We start from the raw sequence: 21474 nt of genomic DNA, 5'->3' as shown, positions 1-21474 counted from the left end.
TAATTAAAAATATGAATTTTTATACTCTTATATCGAAAAAAATTACCGTTTCACTGCCGAATGCGCTTCGATCGCTGCTTTCAGCATACTGACGGCCGACAGCATTTCTTCTTCAGAAACCGTAAGCGGCGGGAGCAGCCTGATGACATTCGGTCCAGCCGGAAGCACGAGAAGTCCGCGTTCCTGCAGATCTCCGATGATGCCGGACACGGAACCTGCGCATTCAATGCCGATTAATAACCCTTTTCCGCGGATTTCTTTTACAAAAGGCCCTGTCAGTTCACGGTTCAGCTGCGCTTTTAAAAATGATCCTTTGTCTGCCGCCGCCTGGAGAAAGTCCGGCTGAAACACAATGTCCAAGGTTGCTTTCACAGCTGCCATGGCAAGCTTATTGCCGCCGAAAGTCGTACCATGCGTACCCGGCGTAAAGGCGTCGCCAAGCTTCTTTTTGCCGATCACGGCTCCGACGGGAAAACCGTTTCCAAGCCCTTTCGCAGCAGTGATGATGTCCGGAGAGATGCCGAAATGCTCATAGCCGAATGCCTTGCCCGTCCGGCCGATTCCGGTTTGAATCTCGTCTGCGATAAGCAGCGTCTGTTTGTCTTGGCAAAATGTCTGTAAGGCTTCGATGAATTCCGGATCGGCGGGATTGACTCCCCCTTCTCCCTGCACCGTCTCAAGCATGACGGCGGCGATATCATCCTCTTTTGAAAGCGTGCTGAATGCCGACGGATCATTGAACGGAAGATAGTGAAAGCCTTGAAGCATCGGTCCGAAACCGGTCTTGATTTTGTCTTGTCCGGTGGCGGCCATCCCCGCATAGGTCCGGCCGTGAAAGGATTGATGAAATGTTACGATTTTTGTCTTTCCCGTTGCTTTACGGGCAAGCTTAATGGCGCCTTCATTCGCTTCGGCTCCGCTGTTGCAGAAGAAAACGAGATCCCCCTCGCTATGTCCGGCAAGCTTTGCCGCGGCTTTTTCCTGAAGATCATTTTCAAACAGATTGGAAACGTGCCATACGCTGTCAAGCTGTTCTTTCACCGCTTCTGTGACCTCATCATGACAATGGCCGAGATTGGAAACGGCGATGCCCTGAATAAAATCGAGATACGTTTTTCCGTTTTCATCCTCTGCGATTGTCCCTTTCGCTTTTTTGATATCGATAGGCCAGCGGCTGTAGGTTTGAAATAGGCTGCTCATGACACGCTCTCCTTTTCTTTGACGATTTTTGTTCCTTGGAAGGCTTGATCGGTGAAAAACGCTCCTTTTCCGTTTACGATCATCACTTCCTCGACATCTTCACTCAGTGCCGATAATGCCGAGTTTACCTTCGGAATCATCCCCCCTGAAATCACGCCGTCATCGATGAGGGCCTGAATCTCTTGCGGCGTCAAAGTATCCAGCCTGTTCTCTCCGTCCATAATTCCTTCGACATCTGTGACAAATAAAAGTTTATCGGCGTGTAAGGCTGAAGCGACGGCCGATGCCGCGGCGTCTGCGTTGACGTTCAGCGTTTCGAAATCACTTGTCATGGAAAGCGGAGCGATAACGGGAATGATGCCTTCTTTCATTAATGCGTGAATGATTGACGGATCGGTTTTTTGTATTTCACCGACTTCTCCGTATTTGTCTTGATTAAGGTAAGATGCTTGAAGGAGACCGCCGTCCTTTCCTGATATTCCCGCGGCTTTCAGCCTGTTTTTCGCGAGTTCGGTTACGAAAAATTTATTGATCGTCCCTGACAAGACCATTTCCGCTGTTTCCAGCACCGGTTTGGTCGTTTTCCGCTGTCCATCGACAAATTCCGTTTCAATCTGCAATGTTTTCAGCATTCTTGAAATGTCCGGGCCGCCTCCATGCACGACGGCAATGTTCCAGCCCGATTGCATAAGCTCTTTTACATTTTGAAAAAAATCGGCGGATAACTCGCGGATTACGCTTCCGCCGCACTTAAAAACGATGGTTTTCTTCATGCCGCTCCCCTTTGTTATGTGCGATAGCTCGCATTGATTTTGATATAATCATAGGTTAAGTCACAGCCCCATGCCCGGCCGCTGCCGGAGCCTTCCTGCAGGCGGACTGCAATCGTAATCTCATCACCTGATAAGTACTCCTTGGCATCAGTTTCCGAAAACGGCTGAGGTTCGTTGTGTTTAAACAGACACTGACCGCCAAGGAAAACTTCCACTTGTTCGACCGTTACGCTTGCCGCACTGTGCCCGATTGCGCCGATGATGCGCCCCCAATTGGCGTCTGTGCCGTAAACGGCGGTCTTCACAAGGCTTGAGCCGACGATTTTTTTGGCGATAATATTCGCCTCAAGGTTATTTTTCGCGCCTTCGACTCTGGCTTCAATTAATTTCGTCGCTCCTTCACCGTCTCTGGCAATATCTTTGGCAAGGTCTTCGCATACAAGCTTTAATCCCTTTTTAAAAGCCGGCCAGTCAGGGTGATCCTCCGTCAGGCAATCATTCCCCGCGCAGCCGTTCGCCATCACAAGCACCATGTCATTCGTCGATGTTTCTCCGTCAACGGTGATTTGGTTAAATGAAACATCCGTAATCTCTCTGAGCGCGTTTTTGAGCGCCTGTTCTTCCACGGCCGCGTCCGTTGTGACAAAGCCGAGCATTGTCGCCATGTTGGGGTGGATCATGCCGGAGCCTTTCGCCGCTCCGCCGATCGTGATGATGTCTCCGCCGATCACCAGTTCATAACACGTCTGTTTCGTCACTGTATCCGTCGTCAAAATGGCTTCTTCAAATGCTCCGGACACGGACGGCGCTTGACCGAGCTGTTCAATACCCGCTTGAATTTTTTTCATATCTAAAAGCTCGCCGATCACCCCGGTTGACGAAACCGCAACAAGCTCCGGCTCAATGCCGAGCTGGCTCGCGAAGCCGTCCCGCATTTCATAGGCGTCCTTTAATCCTTGGTCTCCCGTACAGGCGTTGGCAATCGCGCTGTTGACGATAACCGCCTGAAGCACACCCTCTTTTTTCAGGCTGGCTTGCGTCACTTTCAGCGGCGCTGCCTGAAAATGGCTCTGCGTATATACCGCTGCACTGACTGCAGGCACTTCGCTGATAATCGCTCCGAGATCTTTTTTTGAATAGCGCAGACCGCAGTGCACGCCCTTTGCCTCAAACCCTTTCGGCGAGGATACGCCGCCTTTTATTTTCGTGATTTCCTCACTCAGCTGAATCATATTTTCGAATCCCTCTTTCGTTCTATGGATAGACTGGCGTCATCGTAAGTCCCGTTTCTTCCTGCCAGCCATTCATGATATTTAAATTTTGAACCGCCTGCCCTGCGGCGCCTTTCATCAGATTATCTATGACAGAAACGATGGTGGCACGGTTTGTTCTTTCATCCACGGTGACACTGATATCACAAAAATTGCTGCCGTATACCTCTTTCGTCGCCGGAAATTCACCTTCCGGCCTGATTCTGACAAAATATGAATCTTTGTAGAATTCGGAATACAATTCTCTTACCTGTGCAGCAGACATACCCGGGGGAGCCTCCGTATACATCGTCGCCATAATGCCCCTTGTCATCGGCGCCAAATGAGCGGAAAACGTGATCGGGCCTGTGCCGGGCTGCCAAGCCGCTAATTGCTGTTCAATTTCCGGAGTATGCTGATGCTCATTAACCTTATAAATTTTGAAATTATCATTCAGCTCAGAATAATGAGTGCCCATGGATGCTTTTCGGCCGGCGCCGGATACGCCTGTTTTCGCATCAACAATCAGAAATGAATCTTGTAAAAGCTTATTCTTTGCCAGCGGGGCGAGCCCGAGCAGCACAGCCGTCGGAAAACATCCCGGATTGGCAATCAGCTTTGCAGTCTGAATCTCTTCTTTTTGCAGTTCAGCTAAACCGTAAACCGCGCTTTGAATCGTTCCTTTCGGAGCGGCCTTCCGCTTATACCACATTTCATACACGGCCGGGTTTTGAATCCGCAGATCGCCGGATAGATCAATGACCGGGATGCCCGCCTCCGCCAGCTTGGGCGACCACTCTCCGGAGACGCCGGGCGGCGCGGCTATGAACATGACATCAATTTCGTTTCGGATCGTTTCTATATGAAGAGGCTGAAGTGATTGTGACGCTATATTCCTCAAATGCGGATATGAAGCGGCATATTCTTTCCCTTCGTCGCTCGATGAATATAATATACAATCCTCTGCATAAGGGTGATGGTTAAGAATCCTGACAAGTTCGGCGCCTCCATAACCAGTAGCGCCTATAATACCTATTTTCAACGGGTTCACCTTCTTGGTTTTTGTGAAATTATTTAACATTATAACATGAATAAAAATTAATTCAATTGTATATTTAATATTTTTTCATTCATTTTCCATCTGCTTTCGCTGACAAAAAACCCCCTCTCGATCGAGGGGGGTTCATAAGAAAAACAGGCTGATCGGATCAGCCTGTTTTTTTCAACATCATCAGCCCGCTTATAAAAAACAGTACGGAGCTGGCGTAAAAAATAATATAAACCGTAAAGAAATCAGCGAGAAACCCGCCGAGAATAATGGCGGCAGCTGAAAATACGGCCGTCCAGAAATGATAGCTGCCGACTTTTTTTCCCCGCTCCCCGCCGTCGGTGTAATCGGCGATCATGATTTTCTCGCCGTGTTTTTGCATCGCGCCGAACAGGCCCAAAAGCACCTGCACAACATAAACCTGGTGCACGCCGGTAATGTGCGGGAGCGTCAGAAGAAGCACCGCCATCCCCCACGAATTCGCCATAAGGAACCAGCGGGGATCCAGTCTTGCCGACAGCCGGCCGAGCAGCGGATGAATCAATGCGCCGCTCAGGCCGAACAAGCCGTATGAGAGACCGAATTGCGTGTAGCTGGAACCGATGTTTTTAATAAATAAAATATAAAACGGAAAGATCAGGCTGCCGGCAAAAAAGACACTGCTCTGTGACAGGATCAGCCATTTTAAATGGTTGTTTTTCATGATTTGTACCTCTGATAAAAATAATTCATAAACAAGTCATCCGGATCATATTTGTGTTTTTTCTGAAAGAACATATCGCTTTTCGGATATGCCTCGCGCATCTGCTCTTTCGTTTGGTACAGCATATACGGGAGATAATAACTGCCGCGGTGGCGCAATGCCGTATCCGTCATTTTTCTGACAATCCGCGCCGCACTCGCCTGGCTGTCTTTTGAAAACCCTTCATTGATTAAAAGAACGAGTGAAAACATGTCTTCCTTTGCGTATGACAGATCGGCTTTTTCATTTTTTTGCACGTAGCGGATCGTAATATTTACGAGATTGAGATCTTCATGTGACAGCGTCTTGCGTAAGTCATGAATGTACGGCGCAAATTCGCCGACGGGTACGAAGTATTCTTGTAGCACGTCGGTGTTGTCCGTGTTTTCATATTCCAAAAATTTCGACTCTGACCGCATGACATTGTTCCTGGAGACTTTCACGCCGTTTTGGCTGAGAAAATAAGACTGCTGAGTTGACCAGAACCAATTTCTGCCCCAGTCATACCGGCGGGAGAGGCCGAGCGCGAATTTCGTCAGCGCCGGATGCTCATCTTCTTTCAGTTCATTGTGCCGCTTTAATTCTTTCTGATTGTCTGAGAGTGTGTAATCAGTCACATACATATCGTGCAAAAAGCCTTTATCCCCTGTTGCGATCCGCGCGAGATGCATGCGCACGGCGGGGTTGCGCTGAACATGCTGCGTAAAATATTGACTGTATGTATCAGCGTTCATGCGTTTCGTTTTCATTTCATAAAGCTCATCATCCGTCAGCTCAATATCCGCGTCAAGGATGACGCCGAACAGGCCGTAGCCGCCGATGACAGCTGAAAACAGGTCATCTTTAGGAGTAACGGTGATGACTTTGCCGTCCGCCTTTAAAAGATGAAACGATTTGACTGTATCAATCAGCGAACCGTACCGGATATCCCGGCCGTGGGCGTTGGCGCTCAGTGAGCCGCCGATCGTAAAAATGTTTTGCGATTGCATGACTTTTACCGCGAGCCCGTACGGATTGACATAGCGCTGAATATCATTCCACGTCGCTCCCGCCTGCACCCTGATGATTTTTTTCTTTCGGTCGAGACCGAGTATTTTGTTGTAGCCCGTCATGTCGAGAACGATCCCGTCTTCATAATACGTCTGGCCGCCCATTGAATGCTGGGCGCCTGCGATTGAGATCTTCAGATGCTTTCTCTTTGCTTCCTTAATGGTTTCGACCAATGTTTCTTTCTCTTTTCCTTTGACCGTCTGCTTAATTTTCACGGGCATGAGACGGCTGACATCCGTCATTGTCCCTGCCTGCTGCTCCGGCTCTTTGTGAAAAGCGGAAACAGCGAACAGCGCCGTATAAACAAGAATGCTAAGGATAATGAGAAGTAATTTTTTCTTCATGGATTCCTCCCTCGCATGCAGCCGGTCTATTATATCATGCCTCACGTCCGTTTTTTTCCTTTTTAACCCGATACCGCGAAAAACCCCGAATGGCGGGAAACTCGGGGTTTTTTAGTGACTTGCCCTTCTTTCCGCACGCCGGTCTCTAGCGACAAAGCAGACAGAACGGCGCCCGACAGAATCATGTTTAGTACAGCTCGAAACGGTCAGCCGGAAAACACCGGGCATAAAAATACACAGAAATCCTTAAAATGATTTTTTGGTCAGTATATAATCGATATATACGCAGATGTATTACCAAAGGGATTGTTTAAAACAAACATGTTAAATGAGGTGGGGAAAATAAACATAAAAGGAATCAATCATCTTCTTTTTTCTGTTTCAAATTTGGAAAAATCTATAGAATTTTATGAGGAAGTATTTCATGCACGACTCCTGGTTAAAGGGCAAAAAACAGCATATTTTGATCTGAACGGGCTTTGGCTTGCACTTAACTTAGAGGCGGATATACCAAGAAATGAAATACATAAATCCTACACACATATGGCTTTTTCAATTGATCCAAGAGATTTTGATGCAATACATCAAAGATTAAAAAATCTAAATGTAAATATATTAAATGGACGTCCAAGAGATAAACAAGATCAAAAGTCAATTTATTTTACTGATCCCGATGGACATAAATTTGAATTCCACACAGGTACACTCCAAGACAGACTGTCCTATTACAAAAAAGATAAACCTCATATGAAATTTTATATATAAAGGTTTGTTTGCGATCCAAAACAAATATGCAGACAAAAGAAAAGCACCTCCAAACTTTAGGATGTACCTAAAATCCGAGGTGCATTTTCTTATTACTGAATCCCTAATGCGATTTTTGCATAGCGTGACATTTTGTCTCTCGTCCACGGCGGATTCCAGACGATGTGGACCTCCGTCTCTTTTACATCCGGAATGTCGGCGAGCGCTTTTTTCACCTCGTCGACGATGATCGGAGCGAGCGGGCACCCCATTGATGTCAGTGTCATCGTAACGTGCGTCAGGCCGTCGTCATCCATATCAACGTCGTATACAAGGCCGAGATTGACGATATCGACGCCGAGCTCAGGGTCAACAACCTGCTCCAAGGCGCCCATGATGTTTTCTTTTAATGCTTCTTCCACGTTCCATCACTCCTTTTTCCTCAGTATAACGTAAAAGCGGGTTTTGTTAACACCTTTGTGCTTTATAAATGCTTATCGAACCAGGCGACGGTTTCTAAAACGGCGTATCTCGGGACTTTATGGTCAGCCCGTTCGTCTTTCAGAAACTGAAGATGGTCAGGCCGGCTGCTGTAATGAGGTTTAATCGTTTCATAAAAGCCGCGGGTCGGTGCATACGGAACGACTTTGTCTTGAACGCCGTGCCAGAACAGCAGCGGGCGGCTCCGGAGTTTTTCCGGTTCCAGACTGAGATCAAACGGTTTGAGCCGCGCAAACAGTTCATCGACCTGTTCTTTTGTGACGTCAATGTCGATGTCCTGCTTTTGAATGTGGTCAATCTGCTGCTGAAAAAACGCCGTATAGTTCGGGCTTCCCATCAGGCTGACGCCGGCTTTGACCCAATCATACGCGGCCATCGCGCCGAATGTCGTAATTCCGCCCATTGACGTGCCCGCAAGACCGATCCGCCCGTCTTCAATCAGGCCGCGCGCTTCAAAATCCTTTTTCAGCACGTCAAGCTCCTCGATTTCATTTAATACAATGTCCCAAAAATGGACGGCGAGCTCTTCTGCTGACAGCTGTTCAGCGCGTTCACCGTGGTAAAGAGCTTCCGGCAGCACGGCTCTGAAACCCTTTTCAGCAAGCAGGTAAGCGAAATGAAGATTATGCTCCTTCGCGCTTGTAAAACCGTGAATAAAGAAAACAAGGGGAGCGGGACGGTCCCGATTTTCTTCTTTTACAATATGTAAAAACGGAATGCCTGATACGGTTTGATGATCAATAAGAATCACGTTGACTCCCTCCTTAGGATAACCATAATCATAAGTGTAACATGTAGACAATAAAGATGGTAAAAAGCTACACTGTACATAAGAGAAAAACAGCAAATTACATGACAAAAGGAGTTATTTATGGAGACAAAACCTTACCTCATCGCCTTAGATCTGGATGGAACTTTATTAAAAGATGATAAAACCATTTCCCCTGAAACGGCACGGACGATTCAGACGCTGAAAGAAGCGGGCCATCATGTCTGCATCTCAACCGGCCGCCCTTTCCGTTCCAGTTCGATGTATTATGACGAGCTTGGGCTGACAACGCCGATTGTCAATTTTAACGGGGCGTTTGTCCACCACCCGAAAGACGAGTCATGGGGACGCTACCACACGTCTTTATCTGTCGCTGTGGTCAGACAGCTTGCCGAACTTACAGAGACCTATCAAATACATAATGTGCTCGCTGAGATCATTGATGATGTGTACTTCCATTATCATGATGAGCATTTAATTGAGGCGTTTCATATGAATACGGCGAATGTCACATTCGGCGATCTGCGCGAAACGGTCCAAGAGGATGTGACGTCCGTATTGATTCACGCGAAGGAAGAGGACGTCGCGGACATACGCGCGCATTTATCCGATGTGCACGCCGAGGTCATTGACCACAGAAGATGGGCGGCTCCTTGGCATGTGATTGAAATTATTAAACACGGGATGAATAAAGCGGTCGGCCTGAAGAAAATCAGCGACTATTACCAAGTGCCGAGAGAACGGATCATCGCGTTCGGCGACGAAGACAACGATCTTGAAATGCTCCGGTTTGCCGGGTGCGGCGTAGCGATGGGAAACGGCACGGATGAAGTCAAACAGGCCGCCGACCGCGTCGCGGGATCAAATGAAGCGGACGGAATCGCCGAATTTTTAAAATCCTATTTCTCCCTGTGAGGTTTTGCCGCTCATAACACAAAGCCTTCCGCCCATACTAAAACAGACGACTCATCTCGTCTAAATATGGAAGGGGGACATTGCAATGGGTAAACGAAACAAATCAAAACGGTTTATTCAGCAAGGCAAGGACTCTGTCAGTCTTCATGACGCAAGATTTCCATATCGGTCTACATTAGAGGAAGCACAGCATGATGCAGCAAAAGATTCGGCTGAAAGGCAGGTTGACTTTTAATGAGAAACGAACTGTTTTCTCAAGCCAAGTCATTTGTCCAGCAGGCCGTCATGATTGCTAACGGTTTCGAGGACGGCGATCAGGAAAAAGCTGTCTCACGCGCCAAAAATGCCGTATCTTCCGCGTACGCCAATTCGACAGATGCAGAACGTCAGCAGCTGCACCAATTTCAGGATCAGCTGGAGAAATTGCAATAAAAAAAGGCGCCCCGTTAAGACGAGGGCGCCGCTTTTTTATTTCACTTCAAATGTTTTTACCGTTTTCAGCCTTTTTCCGATCTGATCGGACTTCCCTAAAAACGTCACCGTCACCGTGTATGTTCCCGGACCGGGCACGTTCTTCCACACATCTGAAAAGTCATACGTTTCATTCGGCATTAAGGTCACGGTCTGAAACGCCTGAGTAAACATTTTGTCTTTTGAATAGCGGTACAGTTCTTTGTGGTGTTGGTCATGTACGGTCAATTCGAATTTCTGCCCTGAGCTGAATGTGAAATCGATCGGGCTTTCGCTTTTGTTTTTTAAAGACATTTGAAATTCGATCTGCTGATCCGTCTGCACAGGGTTTACGGCTAATTCCGCTTGCTGTTCATTCATCTCTCCGGATACCTCCTCAGCGGGCTCCTTCTGCCCGGATTGACTGCTGCATCCGATCAGTAAAATGACCGGTAATAACAGGCCAAACAGCCACTTCATTCTATCCGCTCCTATCAGTCTTTCCTGAAGAAACCAAAGATCCCCGTCGTTTGCACGATGTTTGTGAAGGCTTTCGGGTCGACTTCTTTCACGATTTTCTCAAGGTCATACAATTCGTACCGCGTAATGACGATGATCATCATTTCTTTCTGTTCGTTTGTGTAAGCGCCTTTTGCCGGCACCGTCGTAATGCCGCGGACCATTTTCCCGTAAATCGCTTCTTTGATTTCATCGGCTTTTTTCGTAACGATCATGGCGGTCAGTTTCATGTGGCGGGTGTGAATGGCGTCAATCACCCTTGTTGTGACATACAGAGCGACAAGGGTATATAATGCTTTCTCCCATCCTTGCAATAATCCTGCCGTCAAAATGATAATCCCGTTCAAAATGAAGAAATATGTGCCGACCGGTTTATCCTTCCATTTGGCCAGCACCATCGACACGATATCAAGACCGCCTGTCGAAGCGCCGAATTTCAGCGTTAAACCGATGCCGATAGCTGAGATGACTCCTCCGAATACGGTATTCAGAAGAATATCGTGCGACAGTCTCATTTCCGGGAGAATTCCCATAAAGACGGACGTCATCGCTACGCTTAATATGCTGTATACGGTGAATGATCTGCCGACTTTCAGCCACCCTAACACACCGATGGGAATGTTTAAGAGGAACATGAGAACTCCTGTCGAAATATAAAAGGGGGCGTATTGATCAACGACGCTTGACAGCAGCTGGGCGACACCGGTAAAACCGCTGGCATATACATTCGCCGGTATCAGGAATAAATTCAGTCCCGCCGCATACAGAAACGCGCCGATGACGACGATTGCTAATTTTTTTGCTTGTTCTAGTACCATGGCTTGCTCCTCCGCTCATTTTCATTATTAGCTTTTCCCTTAAAACAAAGTTTTGAACACTATTTTGCCACATTTATATGATATAGTTGGCATCACTCTCACCAATCGGAAAGAAGGGAATTATGATGACAGTTCACCTTATTGCTGACAGCGCCTCTGACCTGCCGAAATCTTATATTGAAGAAAACCGGATCGGGTTCATTCCGCTGCACGTAACACTTGACGGAAACGAATATGAGGACGCGGTCACCATTCAGGCGGATCACATATTTCAAGCGATGCGGGACGGGAAAGTTCCGAAAACATCCCAGGCATCACCGGATACGATAAAAAAAGTATTTTTACAATACGCGGAACTGGGAGAACCGGCGATATACATCGCCTTTTCCTCAGGTCTTTCCGGCACCTATCAGACGGCCGTAATGATCGCCAATGAAGTAAAAGAGGAATTTCCCGATTTTGATTTACGGATTGTAGATTCCAAATGCGCTTCATTGGGCTGCGGCCTCGCGGTGATGCACGCGCAAACACTCTGTGTTAACGGGAATACAATACAAGAAATCGAAACGTCTGTAAAGAGCTTTTGCGCACGGATGAAACATATATTTACGGTCGATGATGTCGCTTATCTCGCGCGGGGCGGCAGAATTTCAAAAACGTCCGCTTTTGTCGGGGGGCTTTTGAACATCAAACCGATTCTGCATGTGGATGACGGCAGACTCGTGCCGCTCGAAAAATTGCGCGGACAAAAGAAACTATTTAAACGGATTATAGAAATGATGAAGGAAGAAGGCGGCGATTGGGCGGATCAAACCGTGGGGATCAGCTACGCAGATAACGAGGAGACGGCGCTTCGGATGAAGGAAATGATTGAAGAAGCGTTCCATCCGAAAGAGATCATTCTTCATTCAATCGGCTCTGCGATCGGCGCGCACTCCGGGCCGGGTACGCTCGCGATTTTTTTCCTGAAGCCATAATTTCAATGCGGGCGGGCATCCTAACGGACAGAAGGGAGGCTTTGCCGCATGAAAGATAATGACAAAAAACCGTTGGACAATAACGCCGTAAATCAGAAAAAGAACCGGCTTGCCGAAAAAAACCGGCAGGCGGGAAAAAACCAGAATTCCAAAAAACCGGACCATCTGTAAAAGCAAAACAGCCCTCTTGTCTTAGAAGAAAGAGGGCTGTTTTTTGTTCTATATGCGTCTAACATCACTTATCACGAATCCGCTTTCAGGCAATGCCGGCATTCTGGACAGGCTGAAGCTCAAATCTTGGGACGGAACATCGTACTCTATTTCATTGGCAAGAAACGCAAGGGAAGTTTTCATGACTTCCACGGTCATTCCCTCACCCGGACAGCGGTGGCCGTTAGCCGGATCACCTCCGCCCTGGGGAATGAAATCAAATTTATTTTCCTCCCGCCCCTGAAAACGTTCCGGGCGAAATTCATTCGGATTCTCCCAGAGCCGGGAATCATGGTTTGTCCCATATAGGTCAAGCATGACGGAGGCACCCTTTTTAAACTCACAGTTCTTCCATACGAAATCTTTTTTCACAACGGCTCCTAAAAACGGGGCAAACGGGTAATACCTCCGAACTTCATGTGCAAATCTTTCGGCCTCCTGATCATCTCTCGATCTCAGTTTGCCCCGATATTCAGGGTAATCATGCAATGCAAGAGCTGAAAACGTAATGAAGTAAGAAATGGCGGCAATCGGGCGCAGAACATTAATAAGCTCAACAGCAGCCATGTGAGAATCAAGTCTGTTCCCGTCAAGTTCTGTATGAAAAGCCATTTCATACAAGGCTGAGCCCTCCGGCGTTTGCAGCTTGCCGGACCGCACATCCTCAATGACCTCCTCTATCCATTTCTCCGTTTTCAGCCTCGCCCTTCTGCCTTTCCAATGACGCGGTCCGACAGCGCCGAATGCGTCTACCATATCGGTGAAATCCTCCGCCCGCTCTTTCACTTCTGAGTCTTTCAGCGGGACGCCGGCCCACTCACAGGCAGCCCGGCACAGCACTTTCTTCGCTTCATCAAAAAGGACAATTCGGTTTGAACCCTCCCACATTTCCGCAGATGCTTTCCACTGTTTTGCCACCGCTTCCGCAAGCCGTTTTTGCCGGGGCGGCGTCATCAGTGACATAAATAGAAGCTTCCTGTGCTTATGCCGTTCACCGTCCATTGCCTGGATTGCCCCTGTTCCGAATAACGTTTTCTGCACCCGTTTGGGGAGAGCCTGCTGCCGCTGAAATCGTTCTGTGTCATAAAAAAGCTTTGCGGCTTCCGCTCCGCTCATACAAATGAATGTCTTCCCTAATAAACGGGCGCGAAACACATCTGAGCGATAATTCTCCGCTCGGTTTTTCACAAATACATAACCATCGCGTAATAAAGCCAGACTATTATCAAGACCCTTTTCCTGCGGAATTTGTTCATCCATCCCGATTCCTCCCTTCTTTTTTCACCTTTCACGAAAAAGAATAAATATAAACACATGTATATTCAGTATTTGTGTTTCATTCAGAAGTTACTCATGTCAGGCTGCAAAAATCAGGGGCGGGGCAAAAGCCCGTTACAAAGTAAACCGGCGGACCTGATCGTTTAACCGCTCTGTCAGACTCACCAGATTATTGACGCTTTCCGCCATTTTATGAAAAGAAGACAGCTGCTCAAGCGCGGAGGCAGAAATCTCTTCGCTTCCCGCAGCCGTTTCCTGAACGACGGCGCTGATGCTTTCGGCATGATGCAGCACTTGCTCACCAAGCTGTTTCGATTCGATGATCCGTCCGTCCAATTGAGTAAGCTCCGCTTTAATATGGGCGGCTTTTTGTTCAATATGGGCGAATGATTCTGACGTTTTCTCCATCAGCTCCTGCTGTCTGTCCGCTAAAGCGACGCCGGTCGTGACAGCTCCGGTAATAGACGTGATGCCGTCTTCAATTTGCTTTACCATATCGAAAATCTGCGCGGTCGCTTTGGCTGATCCGTCTGCGAGCTTTCGTATCTCCTCGGCAACGACGGCAAATCCTTTTCCGGCCTCGCCTGCTCTGGCCGCCTCGATTGCGGCGTTTAATGACAGCAGATTGGTCTGGCCCGCAATGTCAGAAACGGTCTGCGCCATCATACTGATGCCTGCCGCATGCTCTATGAAGAGATCGGCGGCTTCGGAAATCTCTTTTGATGTCTCATTGCTTTTATCAATGGCTTGCTTGGTTTCGGCTAAAGCACCGCGCCCCGCAGCCACCGCCGCAATCGTCTCTTCACTGCTTCTCGTCGTTTGTTTTGAACGTTCGGCGTTCGCCTTTGAATGTTCATCCATTTGTTCAATGAATTGCACCGCATGCTGCAGATCTTCTGAAATGGTTTGGGAGCCTTGCGCCATTTCTTCCGTCGACACGGACACCTGCTCGGTCATGTCCTTCAGCGTCTGGTTTTCCTTCGTCAAACCTTCCGCGAAAGTCTCGACTTCACGGCCGACCTCTCCGATCGCCTGAATTAAGGTGCGGAGCTGTTCAGCCATCATTCCGAATGAGTCATTCAGCTCTTTCAGTTCGTCCTTCCCTTTATAATCAAGCATTTCAACAGCAAGGTTCCCTCCTGCAATACGACGGGCATTTTCAGCCATGCGGCGGATCGGCCCTGCAATTCTCTTCGTCAGCCTGATGGAAGATATGACGGTAACAGTAAGTATCACGATGGTCAGAACGGCTGCGCTGTAAACGATAAACTGAATCTGGTCAGCCGTCTGCTTCTGCATGTCTTCATAGTGATCCCGGGTTTTCAGATTCAGCATATAAATATCATTCAGAAGACCGTTGATGCGGGCCGCCGTCCTTGTCGCTTCAGCCGGGCTTTTCGAATCAAGAGCAGCGTCCGCCTCCGCCTGCCATGTTTCGTATTTTTTGGCGAGTTTGTCATAAGCGGCTTTGTCCGCATCGTCCGTCATCGTTTTTTTGAGCGCCGCCAGTTTGTCTGAGCTGCTTTTCATATAGCTTCGCACATCTTCTTTCTGGGCGTCTGCGAGCGTATAGGAATAGCCGGTGATGCTTTCTTTTAACGTATTAAGGTCAGCTTTTGCTTCCTGGACGTTTAACAGCGCGTCCACTTCATCTTCATTTGAAGCCTGAATCTTCATCATGTTTACAATGGTAAAGCCGATGACGGCGGCGAAGCAAATCATCGTAACGGCTGCGTTAACGAGCAGCCTTGTCCGTAATGTCACTTCAGATCGCCTCCTTTTTCAATCAGACTGTTTTTCATATCCGTGATCTTTTTCGTCAGCCCGCCTGCGTTTTTGACAACTCTGATCTTGGCTAAGTCCATGCCGTTTTCCTTCAGTCCGTAAACGATCTCTCCGCTTTTGATCTCCTTGTTGTCTTTTAAATCTTTCGCCAATTCATAGATGACTTGGTCGACGTTTTTCACTAAAGAAGAGATAACGGCGTGCTCGGCGGTGTAATATTGATCGCTGTCAACACCGATGGCATATACTTTTTGCGCCTCCGCTTCTTTCAGTGCGCCGACACCCGTGAAGCCGGCCGCCGTAAACAGGACATCGGCTTTTTTTCGGATCATGTTTTGGGCGATGCCCTTCCCAAGCTTATCATCATCAAACGTACCGCTGATGTCCGACAGTACGCGGATATTCGGTTTGACTGATTCCGCCCCTTTCAGGTAGCCTTTCTTAAACCGTTTAATGACGTCGGCATCTGAACCGCCGATAAATCCGATCGTGCCGGTTTTGCTCGTCATAGCCGCCAGCGCTCCGGCTAAGAAGCTTCCTTCATCCTCTTTAAACGTGACGGAGGTGACATTATCCAGGTCTGATACGGAATCAATCAGCACAAACCGCTGCTTCGGATATTTTTTGGCGACCTTTTCTAAATCCGCCTGCATGCTGTAACCGAGCCCCACAACAAGATCATTGCCTTCCCGGACAAGCTGGGTCAGTCCTTTTTCGTATGTACCGGTATCTTTTATTTCCCGATAGTCAAATGTGATGCCGAGCTCGTCTCTCGCTTTCATCAAACCTTGAAAGCCTGAATCATTAAATGATTGGTCGCCGAGGCCGTTGTCTGTCAGCATGATGCCGATTGTTTTCGTTTTTTCGGCCGCCGTTTCCTCAGATTTGCCGGCACATCCCGCCGTGCTGAGCGCAAGCAGCAGTACAGCCGCAAATATCGCCATTTTTCTCATTGAAACTCTCCTTTTGTTTTTTTCTATAGTTATATATCGGTTCGGATGTCAGAATATTTTATTTCAATAAAATATGTATGTTCGGCAGGGTGATAAACAAATGAGGGCCATAGGAGCTTTTGAGAAAATAAAAAACATCGGTTTTGGTTCACCGATGTTTTTGCAGAACATTTAATGTTTTTCGTATGTCCAGCCGTCTTTCTGATACACTTTGCCGTTTTTCATCAGATGCCCGAGCGCCCGCTTAAAGGCGGCTTTGCTTAAATGAAACCGTTCGCGGATATCGTCAGGATGGCTTTTGTCTCCGTAAGGCATCGCGCCGTTTCTTGATCTCAGATAGGTCAGAATTTCTTCCGCGTCAACCGAAAGCGCATCCTGCTTTCTCGGCAGCAGGGACATGTTGACGGAGCCGTCTTCCTTCACCTCGATGACACGCCCTGTCACGCGGCTGCCGAGTCTCGGCTCTTCTTTTCTTTCTGAAGGGTGAATAAACGCGCGGATGCCTTCATCGGTAATCAGAAAAGAGCCTGATGCAATCAGTCTGTACACCGTACCCGTCAGGTCTTTATTCATGACGTCTTCCCCTGCATCCGTAAATAATTCACTGATGATATCTTCAGGCGCCGGCTTGGCAAACATGCGCCCGCGGCTTGTCACCTTCAGCATGCAATACAGTCTGTCTCCTTTTTGCGGCCAGACGGATTTGTACGGAGGCAGGTGCTCCGTTGCGACGAGCGCGTCCTTTGACAGACCGACGTCGACGAATACGCCCATATCTTCCACAGCGTCCGTCACTTCCACCCATCCGTAGTCATAAAAGCTGATGAGCGGCTTTTTCATCGTCGCCGCGAGTCTTTCCTGATGATCGACGTAAATAAATACGTCCACTTCATCTTTGTCTTCGATATCCTCTGTGATTTCACTGTTATGTAAAAGAACCGTATCCTCGCCGTCGGTTAAAAAATAACCGAAATCGGTTTGGTGATCTATACTAAGCGTGAGCTGCTGCCCTGGTCTCATGTTATCGTCCTTCCTGATTCGCCCGTATGAGGCTGATGTTTTTCTCATTTTTTCCAATATGCATAAATTCATGCCTTATGCTGTTGGACATTTCTCTTTATTCTACTATAATCAACTCATAAGTGAAATGTTATAGGAGGTTTTCTCATGGCAAAAGAAAGTTCTTTTGATATTGTATCGAAAGTTGAATTTCCCGAAGTGCAGAATGCGATTCAGATGACGCTGAAAGAAATCGGCACGCGCTATGACTTTAAAGGATCGAAAAGCGATGTAACTTTAGAAAAGGAAGAACTTGTCCTGATTTCTGATGACGAGTTTAAACTGAATCAGCTCAAAGATGTGCTGAGCGGCAAGCTGATCAAACGGGACGTGCCGACGAAAAACATTGAATACGGCAAAATCGAAAATGCCTCAGGAGGCACGGTGCGCCAGCGCGCGAAGCTTGTACAGGGCATTGATAAAGACAGCGCCAAAAAAATCAACGCGGTGATTAAAAACTCCGGCTTGAAGGTCAAGTCGCAGATTCAGGACGACCAAGTGCGCGTCACCGGAAAAAATAAAGATGATCTGCAGCAGATTATCGCAGCCGTCCGCGGAGCAGACCTGCCGATTGACGTTCAATTTATTAATTTTAGATAAATTATGTGATTCCTATTGATTATTGTCTCTATTTTCGGTAAATTTGGAGAAAGGGATTTTCACAGTTAAGTTTTGGAAACCCATGACAATTACATGAACGTTCTTATCAAGAGAAGCCGAGGGACTGGCCCGACGACGCTTCAGCAACCGGTGTAGTGGTTTACCCAAACCATGACCAAGGTGCTAAATCCAGCAAGCTAAAAACAGCTTGGAAGATAAGAAGAGAGACAAATGATTACAAAGTCTTCTTCTTAAGAAGACTTTTTTTATTTCTCTTTTTTCCTTGCTGAATGTGACGAAGGAGGCAAACAATGGGACTATTACAAGACTTAAAAGAACGGATTTTAATCGGTGACGGCGCGATGGGCACTCTCCTCTATTCCTACGGCATTGACAGATGTTTTGAGGAACTGAACGTATCAAAGCCCGAGGAAATCAAGCGGATACATAAGGCTTACGTGGAAGCCGGGGCAGACATCATCCAGACAAATACGTACGGCGCGAATTTTATTAAGCTCTCAAGATACGGACTTGAGGATGAAACGAAAAAAATCAATCAGGAGGCGGTCAGAATCGCGCGCGCTTCCTCAGACGGCGCTTATGTATTGGGAACGATGGGCGGCATCCGCACCTTTAACAAAAACGCCTACAGCCTGGAGGAGATTAAACGCAGCTTTCGTGAGCAGCTTTATTTATTGCTGCATGAAGAGCCGGACGGTCTGCTTCTGGAAACATACTATGATTTAGAAGAGGCGCGCGAAGTGCTGAAGATAGCGAGAAAAGAAACGGAACTTCCGATTATGCTGAACGTATCCATGCACGAACAGGGCGTGCTGCAGGACGGAACGCCGCTTCGGGAAGCCCTCAGGTCCATTGCCGATCTCGGCGCTGACATAGCGGGAATCAATTGCCGGCTCGGCCCGTACCACATGATTGAAGCGCTCACCGAAGTGCCGATTTTGCGTGACGCTTATTTATCGGTCTATCCGAACAGCAGCCTTCCGTCTTTAGAAGAAGGCCGGCTTGTTTATGATACGGACGATGCCTATTTCCGGGAGAGCGCCGTACAGTTCCGCACTCAGGGCGCGCGCATTATCGGCGGCTGCTGCGGTACGACACCCAACCATATCAGAGCCATGGCTGAAGCGGTTCGCGGCCTTTCCCCCGTCACTGAGAAAGAAGTGAAAATCAGACGGGAAGAAGAAGTCATCTCAGTCAGCAACGAACGGACCGAGCCCGGTTTAAACGAAATCGCCGCTAAAAAACGGTCAATTATCGTGGAGCTTGATCCGCCGAAAAAATTGAATTTTGACAAATTTCTGCAAGCGGCGGCTGAATTAAAAGAAACCGGCATAGAAGCGCTGACGCTCGCTGACAATTCATTGGCGACACCGCGGATCAGCAATGCCGCCTGCGGTTCATTGCTGAAAGAGCGCCTTGATATCCGTTCTCTCGTTCACATTACATGCAGAGACCGCAACATCATCGGCCTTCAGTCACATTTAATGGGGCTGGATACGCTCGGGCTCACCGACATTTTAGCCATCACGGGCGATCCTTCAAAAATCGGCGACTTTCCGGGGGCTACTTCCGTCTATGATTTAACGTCCTTTGACTTGATCAGGCTGATTAAACAATTCAACGAGGGCATTTCTTTATCAGGGAAACCGCTCGGCAAGAAAACGAACTTTTCCGTAGCCGGAGCATTTAATCCGAATGTCCGCCATCTTGATAAAGCAGTAAAACGGCTGGAGAAAAAAATCGAGTGCGGGGCTGACTACTTCGTGTCCCAGCCTGTCTACTCGGAGCAGCAGCTCATTGACATTCATCATGAAACGAAGCATCTCAAAACACCGGTGTATATCGGAATCATGCCGTTAACGAGCAGCCGCAACGCAGAGTTCATTCATCATGAAATCCCGGGCATTAAGCTGTCAGACAGCATCCGGGAAAAAATGGCGCTCGCCGGCGAAGACAAGCTAAAGCAGAAAGCCGAAGGCCTCGCCATCGCCAAGTCGCTTCTCGACACGGCGTGCGAACTGTTTAACGGAATTTATTTAATCACCCCGTTTCTCCGTTCTGATTTGACATCAGAACTTGCAGCTTATATTAAGCAAAAGGATGAAAAGCGGGCTGATGTATATTTGCATTGACGCGGAAGAGGCCGCCTGATATGACAGGCGGCTTTTTCATGGTACGATACAGAAAAAGAATCAAGCAAAGGAGGATTTTTTCATGGTTGAAGTAAAACCCATCACCGCAGAAGACACATACGCGATCAGACACAGTGTGCTGCGCCCCCATCAGACGATTGAGGATTGTAAATATGATCAGGACAGCGTCAAAGGAGCCTTTCATCTCGGAGGTTTTTACGACGGGACATTGATCAGCATCGCTTCTTTCTACCCGCAGAACCAACAGGCTTTACAGGCAGCGCCCGCCTACCAGCTGCGCGGCATGGCGACGCTTGAGGAATACCGGACGCAAAAAGCGGGAAGCACGTTAATCGCCTATGCAGAACGGAAACTGGCAGAAATGGGGGCAGCGCTTGTCTGGTGCAACGCCAGATGTCACGTAAAGGGATATTACGAAAAGCTCGGCTGGAAAAGCACGGGCAGCCCCTTTGACATACCCGGCATCGGCCCGCATGTGATCATGTATAAAGAACTCGCCTGAAACAGAAAAATGCCCTTGGGAACATGTCTCTAAGGGCATTACTTTTAATGTCACGTCTGCTTTTATATGCGACATTATTGACGCCTTCCCGCTTTTACGCAACAACAAGAATGGCAGGCAGAAAACGATATCTGTCAATTGCCGATTTCAGCTATTATGTTTAGAAAAGGGAGTATGAGATGAATACGATCCAAAAACCGAAAATCCCGAAAGAATTGCCGGTGCTTTCTTTCACAGAAGCGCTTCAGGACGACCTCATCAAAGAAGTCGTCATAGAAAACGCCGTGATAAGCGGCAAACTGGACGGCCTGCGCGCCGAAAAAGTCATTTTCAGAAACACCGTTTTTACGGATGTCTCTTTCAGACATATGGAATGTACGGATGTCCTATTTGACAAATGTGATGTCTCAAACGCTGATTTCAGCGGAAGCATCATCCATAGAACGGCGTTTCAGCATTCAAAACTTCTCGGCTTGAATCTGGCGGATTCCGCCATGCGTCATGTACGGTTTGAAGACTGCCTCGCACATTACAGCTCCTTCAGCTATTCCAATATGAAGCATGTCCGGTTTGACTCGTGCGGTCTTTCAGAAAGTGAGTGGAATGATGCCGTTCTTGAATACACAGATCTTGACGCCTGTGATTTGAACGGCTCAAATTTTATCGGCACGTCTCTTTTTAATATGGATATCAGCACGTGCACATTTGATCACCTGCACGTCTCACTTGAGAAGCTGAAAGGATGCCGCATCTCTCCGTCTCATGCCGTGACATTCGCAGAAGCGCTCGGAGCCATTGTGACGTGATCTTTTA

General features: G+C 47.9%; 24 protein-coding genes and 1 riboswitch. Of the genes, 10 read left to right on the top strand and 14 right to left on the bottom strand.

Annotated features, from left to right (window positions below; genetic code table 11):
* Nucleotides 1-42 precede the first annotated feature (42 nt).
* The 6 genes from argD to SB847_RS01215 form a co-directional block, all read right to left on the bottom strand.
* A complete protein-coding gene (gene argD / locus SB847_RS01240; RefSeq protein ID WP_410562878.1) occupies nucleotides 43-1200 on the bottom strand; it encodes an acetylornithine transaminase in 1158 nt (385 codons plus the stop codon).
* Nucleotides 1197-1973, bottom strand: a complete 777-nt coding sequence (gene argB, locus SB847_RS01235; RefSeq protein WP_410562880.1) for an acetylglutamate kinase — start codon at nucleotides 1971-1973, stop codon at nucleotides 1197-1199. Before argB ends, argD begins: the two co-directional genes overlap by 4 nt.
* Nucleotides 1974-1987: 14 nt before the next feature.
* A complete protein-coding gene (argJ, locus tag SB847_RS01230) occupies nucleotides 1988-3205 on the bottom strand; it encodes a bifunctional ornithine acetyltransferase/N-acetylglutamate synthase (protein WP_410562882.1) in 1218 nt (405 codons plus the stop codon).
* 22 nt (nucleotides 3206-3227) lie between these two features.
* Nucleotides 3228-4265, bottom strand: coding sequence for an N-acetyl-gamma-glutamyl-phosphate reductase (gene argC / locus SB847_RS01225; RefSeq protein ID WP_410562885.1), 1038 nt, complete (start codon nucleotides 4263-4265; stop codon nucleotides 3228-3230).
* Between the two features lie 166 nt (nucleotides 4266-4431).
* On the bottom strand, nucleotides 4432-4974 hold the full coding sequence (locus tag SB847_RS01220) for an MFS transporter (RefSeq protein WP_410577279.1): 543 nt from the start codon (nucleotides 4972-4974) through the stop codon (nucleotides 4432-4434).
* The gene (locus SB847_RS01215) at nucleotides 4971-6407 is read right to left on the bottom strand and encodes an FAD-binding oxidoreductase (RefSeq protein ID WP_094032930.1); all 1437 of its coding nucleotides are present in this window, start codon (nucleotides 6405-6407) and stop codon (nucleotides 4971-4973) included. Before SB847_RS01215 ends, SB847_RS01220 begins: the two co-directional genes overlap by 4 nt.
* A gap of 321 nt (nucleotides 6408-6728) precedes the next feature.
* Between SB847_RS01215 and fosM the strand changes: the two genes are divergently transcribed.
* The gene (gene fosM, locus SB847_RS01210) at nucleotides 6729-7172 is read left to right on the top strand and encodes a FosM family fosfomycin resistance protein (RefSeq protein WP_310526881.1); all 444 of its coding nucleotides are present in this window, start codon (nucleotides 6729-6731) and stop codon (nucleotides 7170-7172) included.
* A gap of 92 nt (nucleotides 7173-7264) precedes the next feature.
* Here fosM and SB847_RS01205 read toward each other — a convergent pair whose 3' ends face one another.
* Together SB847_RS01205 and SB847_RS01200 are read right to left on the bottom strand one after the other, a co-directional pair.
* Nucleotides 7265-7573 (bottom strand): metal-sulfur cluster assembly factor, encoded by a 309-nt coding sequence (locus SB847_RS01205; protein ID WP_003155088.1) that lies wholly within the window; start codon nucleotides 7571-7573, stop codon nucleotides 7265-7267.
* Nucleotides 7574-7635: 62 nt separating this feature from the next.
* A complete protein-coding gene (locus SB847_RS01200) occupies nucleotides 7636-8403 on the bottom strand; it encodes a prolyl oligopeptidase family serine peptidase (protein WP_007409140.1) in 768 nt (255 codons plus the stop codon).
* A gap of 120 nt (nucleotides 8404-8523) precedes the next feature.
* Between SB847_RS01200 and SB847_RS01195 the strand changes: the two genes are divergently transcribed.
* The 3 genes from SB847_RS01195 (at nucleotide 8524) to SB847_RS01185 (ending at nucleotide 9768) form a co-directional block, all read left to right on the top strand.
* Complete coding sequence (locus tag SB847_RS01195; protein WP_410577276.1) at nucleotides 8524-9336, top strand: Cof-type HAD-IIB family hydrolase; 813 nt, start codon at nucleotides 8524-8526, stop codon at nucleotides 9334-9336.
* Nucleotides 9337-9421: 85 nt separating this feature from the next.
* A complete protein-coding gene (locus SB847_RS01190; RefSeq protein WP_003155094.1) occupies nucleotides 9422-9571 on the top strand; it encodes a hypothetical protein in 150 nt (49 codons plus the stop codon).
* Nucleotides 9571-9768, top strand: coding sequence for a DUF3813 domain-containing protein (locus SB847_RS01185; protein ID WP_003155097.1), 198 nt, complete (start codon nucleotides 9571-9573; stop codon nucleotides 9766-9768). Before SB847_RS01190 ends, SB847_RS01185 begins: the two co-directional genes overlap by 1 nt.
* A gap of 36 nt (nucleotides 9769-9804) precedes the next feature.
* Here SB847_RS01185 and SB847_RS01180 read toward each other — a convergent pair whose 3' ends face one another.
* Both SB847_RS01180 and SB847_RS01175 read right to left on the bottom strand, forming a co-directional pair.
* Complete coding sequence (locus SB847_RS01180; protein ID WP_003155099.1) at nucleotides 9805-10266, bottom strand: BsuPI-related putative proteinase inhibitor; 462 nt, start codon at nucleotides 10264-10266, stop codon at nucleotides 9805-9807.
* A 14-nt stretch (nucleotides 10267-10280) separates the two neighbouring features.
* Nucleotides 10281-11123: a YitT family protein gene (locus SB847_RS01175; RefSeq protein ID WP_007610547.1), complete on the bottom strand. Its 843-nt coding sequence runs from the start codon at nucleotides 11121-11123 to the stop codon at nucleotides 10281-10283.
* A 125-nt stretch (nucleotides 11124-11248) separates the two neighbouring features.
* Between SB847_RS01175 and SB847_RS01170 the strand changes: the two genes are divergently transcribed.
* Both SB847_RS01170 and SB847_RS01165 read left to right on the top strand, forming a co-directional pair.
* On the top strand, nucleotides 11249-12100 hold the full coding sequence (locus SB847_RS01170) for a DegV family protein (protein WP_310526883.1): 852 nt from the start codon (nucleotides 11249-11251) through the stop codon (nucleotides 12098-12100).
* 48 nt (nucleotides 12101-12148) lie between these two features.
* A complete protein-coding gene (locus SB847_RS01165; RefSeq protein ID WP_139024026.1) occupies nucleotides 12149-12271 on the top strand; it encodes a DUF3941 domain-containing protein in 123 nt (40 codons plus the stop codon).
* Between the two features lie 48 nt (nucleotides 12272-12319).
* On the opposite strand, the gene cypC is transcribed toward SB847_RS01165, so the two are convergent.
* From cypC to SB847_RS01145, 4 genes are all read right to left on the bottom strand, one after another.
* The gene (gene cypC / locus SB847_RS01160) at nucleotides 12320-13570 is read right to left on the bottom strand and encodes a CYP152 family fatty-acid peroxygenase CypC (RefSeq protein ID WP_325083818.1); all 1251 of its coding nucleotides are present in this window, start codon (nucleotides 13568-13570) and stop codon (nucleotides 12320-12322) included.
* 132 nt (nucleotides 13571-13702) lie between these two features.
* Complete coding sequence (locus SB847_RS01155; RefSeq protein WP_410577273.1) at nucleotides 13703-15352, bottom strand: methyl-accepting chemotaxis protein; 1650 nt, start codon at nucleotides 15350-15352, stop codon at nucleotides 13703-13705.
* The gene (locus SB847_RS01150) at nucleotides 15349-16326 is read right to left on the bottom strand and encodes a BMP family lipoprotein (RefSeq protein ID WP_410577271.1); all 978 of its coding nucleotides are present in this window, start codon (nucleotides 16324-16326) and stop codon (nucleotides 15349-15351) included. The genes SB847_RS01155 and SB847_RS01150 overlap by 4 nt, the downstream gene beginning before the upstream one ends.
* Nucleotides 16327-16497: 171 nt before the next feature.
* Nucleotides 16498-17394 carry a CvfB family protein gene (locus tag SB847_RS01145; protein WP_410577676.1) on the bottom strand — a complete coding sequence of 299 codons (897 nt, stop codon included), beginning with the start codon at nucleotides 17392-17394 and terminating at the stop codon, nucleotides 16498-16500.
* Nucleotides 17395-17493: 99 nt separating this feature from the next.
* On the opposite strand from SB847_RS01145, the gene SB847_RS01140 reads away from it, so the two are divergent.
* The 4 genes from SB847_RS01140 (at nucleotide 17494) to SB847_RS01125 (ending at nucleotide 21467) form a co-directional block, all read left to right on the top strand.
* Nucleotides 17494-17985, top strand: a complete 492-nt coding sequence (locus SB847_RS01140; protein WP_003155112.1) for a YajQ family cyclic di-GMP-binding protein — start codon at nucleotides 17494-17496, stop codon at nucleotides 17983-17985.
* A gap of 100 nt (nucleotides 17986-18085) precedes the next feature.
* A riboswitch (SAM riboswitch) is annotated at nucleotides 18086-18207 on the top strand.
* An 89-nt stretch (nucleotides 18208-18296) separates the two neighbouring features.
* On the top strand, nucleotides 18297-20138 hold the full coding sequence (locus tag SB847_RS01135; protein ID WP_410577269.1) for a bifunctional homocysteine S-methyltransferase/methylenetetrahydrofolate reductase: 1842 nt from the start codon (nucleotides 18297-18299) through the stop codon (nucleotides 20136-20138).
* An 82-nt stretch (nucleotides 20139-20220) separates the two neighbouring features.
* Nucleotides 20221-20661, top strand: coding sequence for a GNAT family N-acetyltransferase (locus SB847_RS01130; RefSeq protein WP_044802790.1), 441 nt, complete (start codon nucleotides 20221-20223; stop codon nucleotides 20659-20661).
* A 179-nt stretch (nucleotides 20662-20840) separates the two neighbouring features.
* The gene (locus SB847_RS01125; RefSeq protein WP_045207096.1) at nucleotides 20841-21467 is read left to right on the top strand and encodes a pentapeptide repeat-containing protein; all 627 of its coding nucleotides are present in this window, start codon (nucleotides 20841-20843) and stop codon (nucleotides 21465-21467) included.
* The last annotated feature ends 7 nt before the right edge of the window (nucleotides 21468-21474 follow it).

This window comes from Bacillus sp. SIMBA_026 (assembly GCF_046535335.1).
GTDB classification, from domain to species: domain Bacteria; phylum Bacillota; class Bacilli; order Bacillales; family Bacillaceae; genus Bacillus; species Bacillus velezensis.
This window is presented reverse-complemented; position numbering and strand designations above follow the sequence as displayed.

What these genes read in the sequence shown, in the direction of transcription:
- argD (WP_410562878.1), bottom strand. Translation starts at nt 1,200, where the DNA reads ATGAGCAGCCTATTTCAAACCTACAGCCGCTGGCCTATCGATATCAAA.
- argB (WP_410562880.1), bottom strand. Translation starts at nt 1,973, where the DNA reads ATGAAGAAAACCATCGTTTTTAAGTGCGGCGGAAGCGTAATCCGCGAG.
- argJ (WP_410562882.1), bottom strand. Translation starts at nt 3,205, where the DNA reads ATGATTCAGCTGAGTGAGGAAATCACGAAAATAAAAGGCGGCGTATCC.
- SB847_RS01220 (WP_410577279.1), bottom strand. Translation starts at nt 4,974, where the DNA reads ATGAAAAACAACCATTTAAAATGGCTGATCCTGTCACAGAGCAGTGTC.
- SB847_RS01215 (WP_094032930.1), bottom strand. Translation starts at nt 6,407, where the DNA reads ATGAAGAAAAAATTACTTCTCATTATCCTTAGCATTCTTGTTTATACG.
- fosM (WP_310526881.1), top strand. Translation starts at nt 6,729, where the DNA reads ATGTTAAATGAGGTGGGGAAAATAAACATAAAAGGAATCAATCATCTT.
- SB847_RS01195 (WP_410577276.1), top strand. Translation starts at nt 8,524, where the DNA reads ATGGAGACAAAACCTTACCTCATCGCCTTAGATCTGGATGGAACTTTA.
- SB847_RS01190 (WP_003155094.1), top strand. Translation starts at nt 9,422, where the DNA reads ATGGGTAAACGAAACAAATCAAAACGGTTTATTCAGCAAGGCAAGGAC.
- SB847_RS01185 (WP_003155097.1), top strand. Translation starts at nt 9,571, where the DNA reads ATGAGAAACGAACTGTTTTCTCAAGCCAAGTCATTTGTCCAGCAGGCC.
- SB847_RS01180 (WP_003155099.1), bottom strand. Translation starts at nt 10,266, where the DNA reads ATGAAGTGGCTGTTTGGCCTGTTATTACCGGTCATTTTACTGATCGGA.
- SB847_RS01175 (WP_007610547.1), bottom strand. Translation starts at nt 11,123, where the DNA reads ATGGTACTAGAACAAGCAAAAAAATTAGCAATCGTCGTCATCGGCGCG.
- SB847_RS01170 (WP_310526883.1), top strand. Translation starts at nt 11,249, where the DNA reads ATGACAGTTCACCTTATTGCTGACAGCGCCTCTGACCTGCCGAAATCT.
- SB847_RS01165 (WP_139024026.1), top strand. Translation starts at nt 12,149, where the DNA reads ATGAAAGATAATGACAAAAAACCGTTGGACAATAACGCCGTAAATCAG.
- cypC (WP_325083818.1), bottom strand. Translation starts at nt 13,570, where the DNA reads ATGGATGAACAAATTCCGCAGGAAAAGGGTCTTGATAATAGTCTGGCT.
- SB847_RS01150 (WP_410577271.1), bottom strand. Translation starts at nt 16,326, where the DNA reads ATGAGAAAAATGGCGATATTTGCGGCTGTACTGCTGCTTGCGCTCAGC.
- SB847_RS01145 (WP_410577676.1), bottom strand. Translation starts at nt 17,394, where the DNA reads ATGAGAAAAACATCAGCCTCATACGGGCGAATCAGGAAGGACGATAAC.
- SB847_RS01140 (WP_003155112.1), top strand. Translation starts at nt 17,494, where the DNA reads ATGGCAAAAGAAAGTTCTTTTGATATTGTATCGAAAGTTGAATTTCCC.
- SB847_RS01135 (WP_410577269.1), top strand. Translation starts at nt 18,297, where the DNA reads ATGGGACTATTACAAGACTTAAAAGAACGGATTTTAATCGGTGACGGC.
- SB847_RS01130 (WP_044802790.1), top strand. Translation starts at nt 20,221, where the DNA reads ATGGTTGAAGTAAAACCCATCACCGCAGAAGACACATACGCGATCAGA.
- SB847_RS01125 (WP_045207096.1), top strand. Translation starts at nt 20,841, where the DNA reads ATGAATACGATCCAAAAACCGAAAATCCCGAAAGAATTGCCGGTGCTT.